Source organism: Limnohabitans sp. 2KL-17, from assembly GCF_003063415.1.
In the GTDB taxonomy this organism is placed as follows: Bacteria; Pseudomonadota; Gammaproteobacteria; order Burkholderiales; family Burkholderiaceae_C; genus Limnohabitans_A.
Genome location: NZ_NESK01000001.1, coordinates 176,189 through 190,058, shown reverse-complemented (window position 1 = coordinate 190,058; position 13,870 = coordinate 176,189). Strand labels below are relative to the sequence as shown.

The 13,870-nt window shown below is 59.3% G+C and carries 14 protein-coding genes; 1 reads left to right on the top strand and 13 read right to left on the bottom strand.

From position 1 onward, the window contains the following. Nucleotides 1-17: 17 nt before the first annotated feature. The 5 genes from B9Z45_RS00860 to B9Z45_RS00840 all read right to left on the bottom strand — a co-directional run bounded on the left by B9Z45_RS00860 (nucleotide 18) and on the right by B9Z45_RS00840 (nucleotide 5,640). Nucleotides 18-1,103, bottom strand: a complete 1,086-nt coding sequence (locus B9Z45_RS00860; RefSeq protein WP_108405339.1) for a phospholipase — start codon at nucleotides 1,101-1,103, stop codon at nucleotides 18-20. A 228-nt stretch (nucleotides 1,104-1,331) separates the two neighbouring features. After that, a complete protein-coding gene (locus tag B9Z45_RS00855) occupies nucleotides 1,332-1,727 on the bottom strand; it encodes a nuclear transport factor 2 family protein (protein WP_108405338.1) in 396 nt (131 codons plus the stop codon). 62 nt (nucleotides 1,728-1,789) lie between these two features. Continuing rightward, complete coding sequence (locus B9Z45_RS00850; protein WP_108405337.1) at nucleotides 1,790-2,749, bottom strand: quinone oxidoreductase; 960 nt, start codon at nucleotides 2,747-2,749, stop codon at nucleotides 1,790-1,792. Then, nucleotides 2,746-3,039 (bottom strand): hypothetical protein, encoded by a 294-nt coding sequence (locus B9Z45_RS00845; protein WP_108405336.1) that lies wholly within the window; start codon nucleotides 3,037-3,039, stop codon nucleotides 2,746-2,748. The genes B9Z45_RS00850 and B9Z45_RS00845 overlap by 4 nt, the downstream gene beginning before the upstream one ends. 234 nt (nucleotides 3,040-3,273) lie before the next feature. Beyond that, nucleotides 3,274-5,640, bottom strand: coding sequence for a Tex family protein (locus B9Z45_RS00840; protein WP_108405335.1), 2,367 nt, complete (start codon nucleotides 5,638-5,640; stop codon nucleotides 3,274-3,276). A gap of 288 nt (nucleotides 5,641-5,928) precedes the next feature. Between B9Z45_RS00840 and B9Z45_RS00835 the strand changes: the two genes are divergently transcribed. After that, nucleotides 5,929-6,249, top strand: a complete 321-nt coding sequence (locus B9Z45_RS00835) for a hypothetical protein (protein ID WP_233252025.1) — start codon at nucleotides 5,929-5,931, stop codon at nucleotides 6,247-6,249. 51 nt (nucleotides 6,250-6,300) lie between these two features. Here the strand turns inward: B9Z45_RS00835 and B9Z45_RS00830 are convergent, their stop codons facing one another. The 8 genes from B9Z45_RS00830 to B9Z45_RS00795 all read right to left on the bottom strand — a co-directional run bounded on the left by B9Z45_RS00830 (nucleotide 6,301) and on the right by B9Z45_RS00795 (nucleotide 13,861). Beyond that, nucleotides 6,301-7,206, bottom strand: coding sequence for an SDR family oxidoreductase (locus B9Z45_RS00830; RefSeq protein ID WP_108405334.1), 906 nt, complete (start codon nucleotides 7,204-7,206; stop codon nucleotides 6,301-6,303). Next, on the bottom strand, nucleotides 7,203-8,144 hold the full coding sequence (locus B9Z45_RS00825) for a glutathione S-transferase family protein (RefSeq protein WP_108405333.1): 942 nt from the start codon (nucleotides 8,142-8,144) through the stop codon (nucleotides 7,203-7,205). The genes B9Z45_RS00830 and B9Z45_RS00825 overlap by 4 nt, the downstream gene beginning before the upstream one ends. Before the next feature lie 14 nt (nucleotides 8,145-8,158). Beyond that, on the bottom strand, nucleotides 8,159-9,175 hold the full coding sequence (locus tag B9Z45_RS00820; RefSeq protein WP_108405332.1) for an NADP-dependent oxidoreductase: 1,017 nt from the start codon (nucleotides 9,173-9,175) through the stop codon (nucleotides 8,159-8,161). A gap of 31 nt (nucleotides 9,176-9,206) precedes the next feature. Beyond that, on the bottom strand, nucleotides 9,207-9,629 hold the full coding sequence (locus B9Z45_RS00815; RefSeq protein ID WP_108405331.1) for a PaaI family thioesterase: 423 nt from the start codon (nucleotides 9,627-9,629) through the stop codon (nucleotides 9,207-9,209). Nucleotides 9,630-9,636: 7 nt separating this feature from the next. Then, nucleotides 9,637-10,428 carry an SDR family oxidoreductase gene (locus B9Z45_RS00810; RefSeq protein WP_108405330.1) on the bottom strand — a complete coding sequence of 264 codons (792 nt, stop codon included), beginning with the start codon at nucleotides 10,426-10,428 and terminating at the stop codon, nucleotides 9,637-9,639. Nucleotides 10,429-10,443: 15 nt separating this feature from the next. After that, on the bottom strand, nucleotides 10,444-10,746 hold the full coding sequence (locus B9Z45_RS00805; protein ID WP_108405329.1) for a Dabb family protein: 303 nt from the start codon (nucleotides 10,744-10,746) through the stop codon (nucleotides 10,444-10,446). Then, entirely contained in the window at nucleotides 10,746-12,587 is a 1,842-nt protein-coding gene (locus B9Z45_RS00800) for an acyl-CoA dehydrogenase (RefSeq protein ID WP_108405328.1), read from the bottom strand. Before B9Z45_RS00800 ends, B9Z45_RS00805 begins: the two co-directional genes overlap by 1 nt. Before the next feature lie 98 nt (nucleotides 12,588-12,685). Further along, a complete protein-coding gene (locus B9Z45_RS00795) occupies nucleotides 12,686-13,861 on the bottom strand; it encodes an acetyl-CoA C-acyltransferase (protein WP_108405327.1) in 1,176 nt (391 codons plus the stop codon). Between the last annotated feature and the right edge of the window lie 9 nt (nucleotides 13,862-13,870).

Below are 13,870 nucleotides of genomic sequence, written 5' to 3'. Positions count from 1 at the left end.
TGATTATCCCAGCCTGATCACAGCGGTTGAATCCGCGCAGGATCTGGCCGGTTCAGCCACTGGGCAAACTCATCGGCCAGCTGCTGACTGGCCCGCGCCGCCGCATTCCAAACCTTCACACGCCACGCCAGATCGCGGTCGTAGGTCATGAAGTCCTGGCGGTCGGGCAGTTTGCCGTTGGGCAGGGTCTTGACCCACTCGGGGTTGGGTGCGAGCACGATGGTACTGTCCAGGAAAGATGTCGCGCCATGTCGCCACTTGAGGGCTTTGTCGAGCCAGCCAGGGACGACCGCTTGCTGAAAGTGCGGATACAGCACCAGCGCGCGGTCTGCGCCTTGCGAGCGAGCGGTCCAGTTCAGGTGCAGGTGGTAGTCGGTGATACCGCCGTCCCAATACGCGCCTTTGGGGGCGCCGGGAATGTCGTGCACAGCTTTTAGGGCAAACGGGATCGAGCAACTCGCTTGAAGCGCGGGCATGAAGTTGTCTTCGTTCAGGTTCACCATGCGGGTGCGAAAATCTGTCGCATCAAAGGGCAATGGCGCACCCTGGCCCGAAAAAACCACCCGCTCCAGCCAAGCGCCAAGAGCACGGCGGTGCACCGCATTGCTCAAGAATGCCCCGGCGTAGCCCAATGGCATGGCCACCGAATGCTCGCGGTGCAACACGTTTCGCCCATGAGAGGTGACGATGTGAAGTCGGTAACGCGGATGGCTTAACACCTCACCAATGCGACCCCCGTAAAAGGCTTGCAGGCTTTGGCCAAAGGCCTCGCTCACCTGCTCGGCGCTCACGCGCTTTTGGCCAGGCAGCGGTTCATAGTGCTGGTGGATGTAGTCGCGTTCCAGCCGCTCGAAGGCGGCCACCGGGTTGTTCAGACAGGCGGTGGCCATCCGCCAAGCGCCAATAGATGCACCCACCAGGTCGACCGGCTGAAGGCTTTGGGTCAACCAGTGGCCAAAAATGAAACGGTCCAGTGCCCCGAGGATCAGCCCCTTGGGGCCACCGGCTGCACCCGGGATCACGCCTATATGTTCGGGTTGAATGCCGTGCTCACGGATGTGGACCAAGGCTTTGGGGCCTGCGTGGATGTGGAGGGCTTGCATCTCCGTATTGTGTTTCAAGAGCGGCCTGCGACAGTCATCAGCCATCGCGCGTTTTCATTGCACCCGGCAACGCCACGTCCAGAGGTTTATCAGCAACCGTCACGCGCAAGCAGTCGAGAAATGCATTAGCGGCTCCTGGCTGAGTCATGCCCTTCCCTGTCCCATTTGTCCTGGCTGGTGCGATCACCTGGGGGCTGCGTCTTGTCCCGCCTGCAGCGAATGACCAAATCAAATGGTGACCATTTTGCGGAAGGTGTTCTTGTAGGCGATCAGTCCGTCGCGGAACTCGAAGACGTCAATGCCCCAGGAGTCCACTTGGACGCCGTCTGCCAAGCGTGTGCCCCGAAATACCCATTCGGTGAACCCCCGCTCTGCCCCATACGCCACGTGGCGGGCTTGCTCCCAGCGCGCGTCCGGTATGGCCTCCCAGACGCCCGCGAAGGCACGCCGCAACTGGTCATGCCCCTGGTAACGTGTGCCATGGAGCTCGGAGCCAGTGGAGGCATCGTAGACACAGTCTTGCGTCACCATCGACAGCAGTGCATCCACATTGTGGGCGTTCCAGGCTTGCGCGAAACGATCGAGCAGATCAAGTTGCCGCTGGGTTTGGGTGTCATCGGTCATGGTGTCTCCTTGGGTAGATCGGGTTGAATGGGCAGGTGGCAGGTTCAGGTGCAGACGGATCGTCAAGGCATGAGCAGGACTTTGCCCATGCTCTTGCCACTTTCAAGGTGTTCGTGGGCCTGCCGACCTTGCTCAAGCCCGAAGCGTTTGGGTTCAGCCAGGATGAGCTGACCCTGCCGGATCAGCGCAAACAGGGCATTCGCGCGCTGTGTCCGTTGATCACGGGTGTTGAGGTAACTCCAGAGATCACCTCCGGTAAGGGTCTTGCTGCTGTCCATGAGCGTGCGGGGATTGACCAGCGGCGGATTGCCGCCGCTCATGCCATAAAACACAATGTGGCCGCATTCCCGGGCCACGTCGATGCTGTCCATCAGTGTCGAGCCGATGCTGTCATAGACCACATCGGCCCCCTGCCCTGTGAAGCTGCGCACCTGGCGTTGCCAGTCGTCCCGAAGATTGAACACGGCCTCAGCGCCGATCTTGCGAATCGCGTCTTCCTTGGCCCGCGAAGAGGTCAATCCAATGACCCGCGCCCCCTTGGCCCGGCACAACTGGGTCAGCACCTGGCCGACCCCTCCCGAGGCGGCATGAACAACGACAAACTCGCCAGACTGCACGCTGTGGCTGTCGTTGCACAGGTAATGTGCTGTCATGCCTTGTAACAACAGGGCCGCAGCGAGCTCGAAGCCAATGTCATCAGGCAAGGCGATGGCATTGGCCAAAGGCACCGCCACAAACTGTGCCTGGGCGAATGGCACATCGGCAAAAGCGATCCGGTCGCCATTCGACAGACCCTCGACCCCGTTGCTTTCGACCACCACCCCGCTGCCTTCGTAGCCGGCGATGTAGGGCGGCTGCCCCTTGAGGTGATAGTCCCCTTTTCGGCGGTAGATGTCGGCATAGTTCAAGCCGATGGCCCGCATCTGGACCAGTACCTCGCCGGCTTGCAAAGCGGGCATCGGGACTTCGCTGTAGTCCAAAACCGAAGCGTCGCCAAAACGGCTGAAGGTGAGTGCTTTCATGGCCAATTCTTATGATCAGAAGCGCAATGCGCCAACAGCATCAGATCGGTGGCCTGCATGGGCGCCTGAGGCAATTGGTGTGAATCACCTTGGGGCGTGGTGTAAGTGCCAGTGGTGAGATGCTGATCGACGAAAGGCGGCAGCTGCATGCGCGCCAGATGCATCCAAGTTTGAGGGGTGTTGGGCCGCAGGGCCTGTGCGGTCTTTCGTGCGAGCCACTCCGAGTTGCCTGAGGTGCCCGGTTCACGGGTGCTGGCGAGAAAAAAGAGGTATTTGCGATCGAAACCCATGACTTGCAAGCCTCATTTTTGAATTTTAAAGTATTCTATTTTAATGGCGATTATCAGCATGTAGATGGGAAAATTAACAGCATCTTGGTTCCATGCAGAAACCCATTGTTCATCGTCGTAGCGGTATGCCTGTGCCATGTTTGCTGGCGGGGTCTGTGATCAGAACGGCCCAAGGGCCTGGAGGCGCAGCCTTGAAGGCGCTCCTTGAAAGCGGATGCAGACGATGCCGCCTCTTCAGCGCTTGATGCCCTGCAGCTTGGCAAGCGCGGAGGCCATGGCACCTTGTGGGGCAGGCTCGTGATGGCGCTGGGGCGAGCGCTGCCCACGGCCGATCCCTTCAAACCGGTTGTCGCGGGGGCCATCTTGCCTGGCGGGTGCAGCGTCAAGTTTCATGGTCAGGCTGATGCGTTTTCGGGCAACGTCCACTTCCAGCACCTTCACTTTGACGATGTCCCCGGTCTTGACCACTTCACGGGCATCGGTCACAAACTTGTTGGCCAACTGGCTCACATGAACCAAACCGTCCTGGTGCACACCCAGATCGACAAAGGCGCCGAACTGGGCCACGTTGCTCACTGTGCCTTCGAGCGTCATGCCCTCTTTCAAGTCTTTGATGTCTTCCACACCATCGGTCAGGCGCGCCACCTTGAAGTCTGGCCGAGGGTCACGCCCGGGTTTTTCCAGCTCACCCAAAATATCCCTGATGGTGATTGCACCGAACTTGTCGCTGACAAACAGCTCGGGCTTGAGCGTTTTCAGGACATCCGAGCGGCCCATGATCTCCTGGATGGGTTTGGCGGTCTGGACGATGATCTGCTCGACCAGCGGGTAAGTTTCCGGGTGAACACCCGTCATGTCGAGAGGGTTGTCGCCGCCTCGAATGCGCAAGAACCCGGCACTTTGCTCGAACGTTTTGGCACCCAGTCCGGTCACTTTGAGCAGATCCTGTCGGTTCTTGAACACGCCGTTGGCATCGCGCCAGCGCACGACCGATTTGGCCACGCTGCCTGACAAGCCGGACACGCGGGACAACAAAGGCACGCTGGCGGTGTTCAGGTCCACACCGACCGAGTTCACACAATCTTCGACCACCGCATCGAGTGTGCGTGCCAGCTCGCTCTGGTTCACATCGTGCTGGTATTGGCCCACGCCAATGGCCTTGGGGTCGATCTTGACGAGCTCGGACAAGGGGTCTTGCAGGCGCCGGGCAATGCTGGCCGCGCCGCGCAGGCTCACATCGACATCGGGCATTTCCTGGCTGGCGAATTCACTGGCCGAGTACACCGAAGCACCCGCCTCGCTGACCACGACTTTCTGGATCTCCACGCCTTCGCGCAATTTGGCCAATTGTTTGATCAGGTCTCCAGCCAATTTGTCGGTTTCTCGGCTGGCGGTGCCATTGCCAATCGCGATCAGGTTGACGTGGTGCTTTTCGCACAGCTTGGCGAGGGTAAAGAGAGAGCCTTCCCAGTCCTTGCGAGGTTCGTGCGGGTATACGGTGGCGGTGTCCACCAGCTTGCCGGTCGCATCGACTACGGCCACTTTTACACCCGTGCGGATACCTGGGTCCAACCCCATCACCACGCGAGGGCCAGCAGGTGCTGCCAGCAACAAGTCGCGCAGGTTGTCACTGAACACCTTGATGGCGACTTTTTCAGCGTCTTCGCGCAGGCGCGTGAACAGGTCGCGTTCGGTCGACAGGCTGAGCTTGACGCGCCAGGTCCAGGCCACGCATTTGCGGATCAAGTCGTCTGAGGGGCGCGCTGAGTGGCGCCAGCCTAGATGCAAGGCGATCTTGCCCTCTGCGATGCTGGGTTTGCCCAACTCGGGCTTGGCGCCGACGCTTGGCTCTGGTTCGGGAACCACCAGTTTGGCATCGAGCATTTCGAGTGCTCGGCCACGAAATACAGCCAAAGCACGGTGGCTGGGCACGCGGCCGATGGGTTCGTCATAGTCAAAGTAATCGCGGAACTTGGACACATCTACGTTGTTCTCGTCCTTGCCTTCGGCCAGCTTGCTTTTGAACAGGCCCTCTTGCCAAAGCCATTCGCGCAGGGCTTGCACCAGGCTGGCGTCTTCGGCCCAGCGTTCACTCAACAAATCGCGCACGCCATCGAGCACGGCGGCTGTGGTGCTGAAATCTGCGCCCTCAATGGCACCAGCAGCCAGCACAAAGGCTTGTGCTTCGGCATGCGGATCTAGCGAAGGGTCGGCAAACAGCTTGTCGGCCAGCGGTTCCAGCCCGGCTTCACGGGCAATCATGCCCTTGGTCCGGCGCTTGGGCTTGTAGGGAAGGTAAAGGTCTTCCAGCTCTTGTTTGGTGGGGGCCGCTTCGATGGCCGCTCGCAGTTCTGGCGTCAGTTTGCCCTGCTCTTCGATGCTTTTGATCACAGCAGCACGGCGCTCCTCCAATTCCCTCAAGTAGCCCAGACGCGATGCAAGTTCGCGCAACTGGATGTCGTCCAGGCCATCGGTCACCTCCTTGCGGTAGCGGGCAATGAAGGGAACGGTGGCGCCGCCATCGAGAAGTTCGACCGCAGTTATGACCTGCTCCGGGCGAATACGGATTTCTGCAGCCAGTTGGGCCAGTATTTTCAGCATGTGTCGATCAGATCTCTAGAGAGGAAGCGGGCGAGTTTGCCACAAGCCATCCCCCGGAAACCCAAGCCTCTAAACCACTGCTAATTCTCATTTGAAGGTTTCAAAAATCATATAAACAAAAAATAAAACAACAAATTAATAAATTTATTGACTCCAAACCATCAAAAATGTAAAGTTAAATTAAATCAATAAAATAATCAGCAAAAGGGGCGGATGATGAATTTGTCACTTCAAAGGCCAATGGGTCTCAGCAAACGATGGGCTTGCATGGCCTTGGCAGGCCTTGTCATGCTTTTTTTGACAGGCTGCCAAACCATGGGGGGAGGCACCATCCCTGCCGCTGAATATGAAACTTTCACGCCGAAGTCGCCAGAAAAGCGTGTCATCAAAGAGGTCACCCTTCGGTGGGAGATTCGCGACGATGTGGCGCAATATTGCGCAAAGTCCATCGGCATGGGGCGTGAACAGGCTTACATCACCCCACCCGTGGCCTGCGCTGTCTGGCATGTGGCGCGCAAAGAATGCGTCATCGTGACGGGCAGCCAAACATCGCATGTGGCTTTGGGTCACGAAGTCCGCCATTGCTTTGAGGGCCATTTCCACAAATAAGCCCTTCTTCACCAAGCGCAACTTGCGTGTGCGCTCAGGCAGGGCTTTCTATCAAGCCTCGCGCAAGGCTTTGCGCAGGCCCTCACCCACTTCAGGCTTGGCAGCAAACGGGTCGGGCGGGTTATGGCCTTGCACGATCGCCTCCATCCGGCTTTGCACATTGCCCAGCGCTTGCGGGTGGCTGTAGATGTAGAACTGTTCGCTGGACACGGCGTCAAACACTTTTTGCGCCACATCCGCCGCAGACACCTTGCCACTGCCAACGGCTTTGTCACTCTGTGCCTGACCAATCAGTTGGCTGGCTGTGGGCTTTTCTGCGGCAAGGCCTGCAGGCCGGTTGCGATGGCTTTGGCTGATGCCGGTGGGCACAAAGTAAGGGCACAGTACGCTGGCACTGACCTGGTCGCTGACCAATTGCAAGTCTTGGTATAGGGTCTCAGTCAGCGCCACCACAGCGTGTTTGCTGACGTTGTAGATGCCCATGTTGGGGGGTGTCAACAAACCCGCCATGCTGGCGGTGTTGACGATGTGACCTTGAAAAGACGGATCGGCTTTGGCGGCCTCCAGCATCATGGGCGTGAACAAGCGCACACCGTGCACGACACCCCACAGGTTGACGCCGAGCACCCACTCCCAATCGGCCACCGAGTTTTCCCAAACCAGTCCGCCTGCACCCACGCCAGCGTTGTTGAAGACAAGATGCGGCGCACCAAAACGGGCCTTCACATCGCCAGCCAGTTGTTCCATGGCCTGGGCATTGGCCACATCCAGCTGCCGTGCCAGCACCTGGACGCCTTGGGCCTTCATTTCAATTTCAGCTTTGTTCAGTGCGTCTTGCTGTACGTCGACCAGCACCAGATTCATGCCCAATTTGGCACCAATACGGGCGCATTCCAGGCCAAAGCCTGAACCCGCACCCGTCAGTACAGCGGTTTTACCTTTGAAGTTGTTGATCATGGCGCAGCCTTTTTCAGTGTGAATCCAACACGTGGGAAATGAACATGCACCGTGCCGGCCCGCTCGTCTGTGCGGCGCAAGGTGTAACGGGTGCGGGTGGCGGCCAGCAACTCGCCCTCGATCGGCTCTTGGCCAAAGTGGTCAGCAGCAATCACCACCCGCGTACCCAACGGTATGCCGTGCTCGTCTTGAAACACATCGGCTTGCAGGGGAGCTGGTGTCGAACGGCTGACCACGTGCAAGGCATCGGTGGCACTCAGTTTTCCGGACGTACCGTGCCCGAAGGCTTTCATGCGCGCCATCCAGCCCAACACTTCGGGGGTAGCGTCCAGAATGCCGGCCAAAGCCGGCGTGCGGTCCTGTGTGAACCACAGCGGGTGGTAAGCCGCAAAATCGGCCACGCATGGCTGAGCACCCAACAAAAAATCTTGCCCATGCAGCATGTTGGCCAGCCGGCGCAAATAACTTTTGTAGGTAGCAGCAGCATCAGCGGCGGCCATGCGAGGAGCGCCGCCACGCATGGCCCCCCGGTCAGCCACAAAGGCTTGCACCGCTTCGGCGGGTGCACCCGCAAACACTTGGGCCACCCCGGCCGGCTGAAAGTTGTAGGCCATGGCTGCCGTGAACAAGGCGCTGTCGGCCCATTGCGCCACGATGCGGGCCACGCCTTTGACAGCTTCCGGGTAAAGCGTTGTGTTTGGTTGGGGGGCGATGTGCTCCAGCACGTCACAAATCAGTGCCGTGTCGCAATATATGTCTGCGCCGATCTGCAACACCGGTGTTCGGCGGTAGCCACCCGTGAGCGCCGTCAAGTCGGGCTTTGGCATGATCATGGGAATGATCACGCTGTGCCAAGCCAGTTGCTTGAAGCCAAAAATCAGGCGAATCTTTTCGGCAAAAGGCGATGTCGGGTAATGGTGCAGGATCAGATCAGACATGCTGCGGCTCCTGCTCAGACCAGTTTGACCAGCTGCTTGCCAAAGTTCTTGCCTTTGAGCAGCCCCAAAAAGGCTTCAGGCGCAGCGGCCAAGCCTTGCGCGACCGATTCGCGGGGACGCAGTTTGCCTGTGCCGACTAAGGTGCCCAGTTCCTGCAGCGCTTCGGGCCAGACTTCCATGTGTTCGCTCACGATGAAGCCTTCGATCTTCATGCGGTTGACCAAAATCAGGTCCGGGTTGGCCATGGGCAGCGGCGCACCGTCGTAGCCGGCGATCATGCCGCACACTGCAATGCGTGCAAAGGCGTTGGTGCGCAGCATCACGGCGTCCAGCACCATGCCACCCACGTTTTCAAAGTGGCCATCGATGCCGTTCGGGCAGACTTCGCGCAGCGCTTTGGACAACGACAGGTAATCCTTGTGTTCCTTGTAGTCGATGCAGGCGTCAAAGCCCAGCTCTTTGACCACGTAATCGCACTTGTCCTTGCCGCCGGCAATGCCCACGACTCGGCAGCCACGGGCCTTGGCCAAAGCGCCATAAGCGCTGCCCACGGCGCCGCTGGCTGCGCTCACGGTCACGGTTTCGCCTGCTTTGGGGGCAATGATCTTGACCAGGCCATACCAGGCGGTCACGCCCGGCATGCCCACGGCACCCAGGTAGTGCGACAGCGGCACATGGGCGGTGTCCACCTTGCGCAAAGCCCCCAGCACATTGGCATCGACCACACTGTATTCTTGCCAGCCGCCCATGCCCACCACCTGGTCACCGACTTTGAACTTAGGGTGGCGGCTGTCCACCACCTCACCCACGGTGCCACCAATCATGACCTGGCCCAAGGGCTGGGGCACAGCGTAGCTTTTGCTCTCGTTCATGCGACCGCGCATGTAGGGGTCAAGGCTCATGAAATGGTGCTTGACCAGCACCTGGCCGTCTTGCAGGTCGGGGATGGTCGCTTCAACCATTTTGAAGTTGGCCACGGTGGCCTCGCCCTGAGGGCGGCTGTCCAGAACGATTTGGTGGTTGACGGTCATATTTGTCTCCAATACTCAGTTTGTAAAAAAATCAGTCGGTTGAGAGTGCTGCCGCAGGGCGACGGCTCACATATTTAAAAGTGCCGGTGGCATGCGCGCAGAGCTGGCCATCGGCATCGAACACATGGCCTTCGGTGAAGGCCATGCTGCGGGTGCGGTGCATCAGGTGGCCCTTGGCCACCAGTTTTTCAGCGCCCGTTGCCTTGGCTGGGCGCATGAAGGTGGTTTTCATCTCGATGGTGACAACGCCCATGTCGGGCTCGATGCTGCGGGCGGCTGTGGCCATGACAACATCCAGCAGCGTCATGACCGCGCCACCATGCGTCACGGCAAACGAATTGAGGTGTTCCGGGGCGGGCGCGTAATGCAATTCGGACTGACCGCCCTCGAACTTTTCAAGCGTGAAACCCAAGATGTCCACAAAGGGAATGACCGCGCCAAAGGGGATGCTCATGGGCCTGTCACCCCCCAATGATGGCGCTGACGCCGCCGTCTACCGCCAGCCACTGACCGGTGATGTGCTTGCCCGCATCGGAGGCCAACAACACGGCCAGCCCCTTGAGGTCTTCATCATCGCCCAAGCGGCGAAGAGGAACGCCCTGAATCATCTTTTCAACCCCTATTTTTTCAAGCAGTCCGTAGGTCATTTTGCTGGGAAAAAACCCCGGACAAATGGCATTGACGGTGATCCCATGCTCACCCCACTCCCCGGCCAACGCTCGGGTGAAGTTGATGACAGCACCCTTGGAGGTGTTGTAGGCGATGGTTTTCATCTCGGAAGGGTTGCCAGCAAGGCCTGCGATCGAGGCCACATTCAAGATGCGCCCCTTGCCACGCGGAATGAAGCAGCGCTTGGCCACTTCTTGCGACAAGATGAAATAACCTCGCACGTTCAGGTTCATCACCTTGTCCCAGGCTTCCACAGGGTGGTCCTCGGCAGGAGCGCCCCAAGTGGCACCAGCGTTGTTGACCAGAATGTCGATCGGGCCCATGCGCTCGGCGGTTTCAATGGCCAGGCGACGGATGTCTTCTTCCTTGCCGCAGTCGGCAGCGATCCAGCGTGCATCGATGCCCGCGGCCTGCAACTCGGCCGCAGCGACTTCCAGGTCGGCAGCCTTGCGCGAACTGAGCATGATCTTGGCCCCGGCTTCTCCCAGCGCATGGGCCATTTGCAGACCCAATCCGCGCGAACCGCCCGTGACCAAGGCGACTTGCCCAGTCAAGTCAAACAGTTGTTGAACAGTGCGTGCCATGGGGGTGCTCCTTTATTAGACAGTGAAATCCATGCAGTGGCGTTCGTTGACAACCGCTTTCATGAAAGGCTTGATGGCCAGATGTTGAGGGTGATTCTGGTAGGCCGCTAGCACCTGTGCGTCATCAAGCAGCATGTGCAGCACCAGATCGTTGGTGCAGTCCATGCCAGGCGTCGCGGTGGCCACTTCAAACGCACGAATACCCGGCACCACCTGGGCACATGACAGCAACAGGGTTTGGGCTTTTTGCAGATTGGCGGCCTTGTCGGCCCCTTCGGCATGGTCCTTCAAATTCCAGATGACGATGTGACGGATCATCAGAAGGCCTCCTCAGGCAAGTCAGCGCACGTCAAATCGCGGCTGCTGACCACGTTGAGCCAAGCGCCGATTTTGGGCAATTCGTATCGGAAGAAATAGCGGCAAGCCGCTCGGCGCCCCTGGGCGGCCGGGCTGTTGTCATCGCCCAGGCTGACGGCCACATCCAGCCAGATCCAGGCAATCACCGTGTGCCCAAAGGCCTGCAAATACGGCACAGCGTTGGCCAGGGCCTGTGCGGGTTCTGCACCGTCCCAGGCTTGTTGGGTGGCTTGTCCGATTTGTTTCAGCGCATCGCGCAAGCTTGCAGCCTCAGGCGCCCAAACAGTGGGTGACTTGGCCGCCGTGGCCAGCACGCGCTCGCCCAGCAGTTTCAGGCCACGGCCGTTTTCCATCAGGACCTTGCGGCCCAGCAGGTCCATGGCCTGGATGCCGTGTGTGCCCTCGTGAATCATGTTCAGGCGGTTATCGCGCCAATATTGCTCGACCGGAAAATCGCGGGTGTAGCCGTAGCCACCATGGATCTGAATGGCCAGGCTGTTGGCCTCCAAGCACCATTCGCTGGGGAAACTTTTGGCGATCGGCGTCAGCACTTCGAGCAGCAAGCGCGCCACATCGGCGTCTTCCGCACTGCCGGTGTGTTGTTCGTCCACCAGACGGGCGCTGTACAAGGCCAAGGCCAAAGCACCTTCGCTGTAAGCTTTTTGCGCCAACAGCATGCGCTTGATGTCGGCGTGTTCAATGATGCGAACCTGGGGCTGGCTGGCATTTTTGCCCCCGGCACCTGTCGGTCGGCCCTGCGGACGGTTTTTGGCGTAGTCGAGGCTGGCGTGGTAACCCGCCATGCCGAGCATGGTGGCGGCCATGCCCACACCGATGCGGGCCTCATTCATCATGTGGAACATGCATTTGAGGCCTTCGCCGGGCTTTCCGACCAAATACCCCACTGCGCCACTTCCGGCGCCGTCCAAGCCTGCGCCGGCTTCGCCGCGCACCGGGTATTTGCCCTCGCCAAAGTTGAGCAAGGTGTTGGTTGTGCCGCGCCAGCCGCATTTGTGGTTGAGACCTGCCAGCGCCACATCGTTGCGTTCACCGGTCAGCTGACCGTCGATGCCCACCATTTTCTTGGGCACGATGAACAGCGAAATTCCCCGCACGCCCGGCACCAGTTGGCCATTCGCATCCGGAATCTTGGCCAACACCAGATGGATGATGTTTTCGGAAAGCTCGTGCTCACCCGAAGAGATCCACATCTTGTTGCCGCGCAGCCGGTAACGGGCGCCCAGAGGTTCGGCTTCAAAGTCTGTGCCATCCGGCATGGCACGTGTCGTCACATCGCTGAGCGACGAACCCGCCTGAGGTTCGCTCAGGCACATGGTGCCCGAGAAACGCCCCGAAAATTCGTGGGCAGCAAACACCTGCTTTTGCATGTCGGTGCCATGCACCATCAACAAATTGGCATTGCCGCTGGTGAGCATGCCCGAGCCAATGCTGACCGATGCCATGGCAAAAAAGGCGTTGGCCGCCGCTTCAACCGTGTAGGGCAATTGCATACCGCCCATTTCATAGTCTTGCGCTGCACTCAACATCCCCGATTCGACATAGGCCTTGTAAGCGTCATGCGTGGCCTGCGGCAAGATGACTTTTTCGCCATCAAAATGCGGTTCTTGTGTGTCCACCAAACGGTTGAACGGCGCATATTTTTCACGCGCAATCCGTTCGCAGGTATCGAGCACTGCATCAAAGGTTTCACGGCTGTGGTCGGCAAAACGTTCTCGGGACTGCAGGCTTTCAACCTTCAGCCAGTCGTGCAGCAAAAAATCAACGGTTGGGCGCAAGCTCATGTCGCATCATCCCGATTCGGCAAATTCAGACAAAGAAAAAGGCGGTCAGCTTGGAGCAGACCGCCTTGGTGTTGCTTAAGCATCAACACACACAGGCATCACAGCACTTCAAAAATGCCACAAGCACCCATGCCACCACCAATGCACATGGTCACCGCCACGCGCTTGGCGCCTCGGCGCTTGCCTTCGATCAGGGCATGGCCCGTCAGGCGCTGGCCGCTCACGCCGTAGGGATGCCCCACCGCAATCGCGCCCCCGTTGACGTTCAAACGGTCAGCCGGGATGCCCAGCTTGTCACGGCAATAAAGCACCTGCACCGCAAACGCCTCGTTCAGCTCCCACAGGTCAATGTCATTGACGGTCAAGCCCAAACGCGCCAGCGCTTTGGGCACAGCGTAGACGGGGCCAATGCCCATTTCATCGGGTTCGCAGCCGGCCACTGCAAAGCCCAGGAAACGGCCCAGGGGCTTCAGACCCTTTTGTTCAGCGAGTTTTTCGTCCATCAGCACACAGGCACCGGCACCGTCCGAGAACTGGCTGGCGTTGCCTGCCGTGACCAGACCGCCTGGCAGCGCAGAGCGCAGGCCCTGGATAGCTTCCAGTGTGGTGCCTTCACGAAGACCTTCGTCCTTGCTCACAGTCACTTGCTTGGTGGTCAGGCCCATGACTTTGTCGACCACGCCGGCGGTCACGGTGATGGCTGCCATTTCGGCGTCAAACAAACCGGCTGCTTGCGCGGCGCAGGCTTTTTGCTGACTGGCAGCGCCATACTCGTCCATGCGGTCACGGTCGATCTTGTAACGCTTGGCCACTTGTTCGGCGGTTTGCAGCATGTTCCAGTAAATCTCTGGTTTCATTTTGGCCAGAGACAAGTCTTGCAACATGTGGGTGTTCATTTCCTGCTGAACGCAAGAGATGCTTTCGACGCCACCAGCCACAAACACTCGGCCTTCGCCGGCAATGATGCGTTGCGCGGCCATCGCAATGGTCTGAAGGCCGGATGAACAAAACCGGTTGACGGTCATGCCCGACACCGAGATCGGCAGACCCGCCTTGAGAGCGATTTGCCGGGCGATGTTGGCGCCGGTGGCGCCCTCGGGTGTGGCGCAACCCATGATCACGTCTTCGACTTCAGCGCCGTCGATGCCCGCACGGGCCACAGCGTGTTGCACGGCATGGCCACCCAGCGTGGCACCGTGGGTCATGTTGAAGGCACCCTTCCAGCTCTTGGCCAAAGGGGTGCGAGCGGTAGATACGATGACAGCATTCGTCATGATGGAAAC

What these genes read in the sequence shown, in the direction of transcription:
- B9Z45_RS00860 (WP_108405339.1), bottom strand. Translation starts at nt 1,103, where the DNA reads ATGCAAGCCCTCCACATCCACGCAGGCCCCAAAGCCTTGGTCCACATC.
- B9Z45_RS00855 (WP_108405338.1), bottom strand. Translation starts at nt 1,727, where the DNA reads ATGACCGATGACACCCAAACCCAGCGGCAACTTGATCTGCTCGATCGT.
- B9Z45_RS00850 (WP_108405337.1), bottom strand. Translation starts at nt 2,749, where the DNA reads ATGAAAGCACTCACCTTCAGCCGTTTTGGCGACGCTTCGGTTTTGGAC.
- B9Z45_RS00845 (WP_108405336.1), bottom strand. Translation starts at nt 3,039, where the DNA reads ATGGGTTTCGATCGCAAATACCTCTTTTTTCTCGCCAGCACCCGTGAA.
- B9Z45_RS00840 (WP_108405335.1), bottom strand. Translation starts at nt 5,640, where the DNA reads ATGCTGAAAATACTGGCCCAACTGGCTGCAGAAATCCGTATTCGCCCG.
- B9Z45_RS00835 (WP_233252025.1), top strand. Translation starts at nt 5,929, where the DNA reads ATGCTTTTTTTGACAGGCTGCCAAACCATGGGGGGAGGCACCATCCCT.
- B9Z45_RS00830 (WP_108405334.1), bottom strand. Translation starts at nt 7,206, where the DNA reads ATGATCAACAACTTCAAAGGTAAAACCGCTGTACTGACGGGTGCGGGT.
- B9Z45_RS00825 (WP_108405333.1), bottom strand. Translation starts at nt 8,144, where the DNA reads ATGTCTGATCTGATCCTGCACCATTACCCGACATCGCCTTTTGCCGAA.
- B9Z45_RS00820 (WP_108405332.1), bottom strand. Translation starts at nt 9,175, where the DNA reads ATGACCGTCAACCACCAAATCGTTCTGGACAGCCGCCCTCAGGGCGAG.
- B9Z45_RS00815 (WP_108405331.1), bottom strand. Translation starts at nt 9,629, where the DNA reads ATGAGCATCCCCTTTGGCGCGGTCATTCCCTTTGTGGACATCTTGGGT.
- B9Z45_RS00810 (WP_108405330.1), bottom strand. Translation starts at nt 10,428, where the DNA reads ATGGCACGCACTGTTCAACAACTGTTTGACTTGACTGGGCAAGTCGCC.
- B9Z45_RS00805 (WP_108405329.1), bottom strand. Translation starts at nt 10,746, where the DNA reads ATGATCCGTCACATCGTCATCTGGAATTTGAAGGACCATGCCGAAGGG.
- B9Z45_RS00800 (WP_108405328.1), bottom strand. Translation starts at nt 12,587, where the DNA reads ATGAGCTTGCGCCCAACCGTTGATTTTTTGCTGCACGACTGGCTGAAG.
- B9Z45_RS00795 (WP_108405327.1), bottom strand. Translation starts at nt 13,861, where the DNA reads ATGACGAATGCTGTCATCGTATCTACCGCTCGCACCCCTTTGGCCAAG.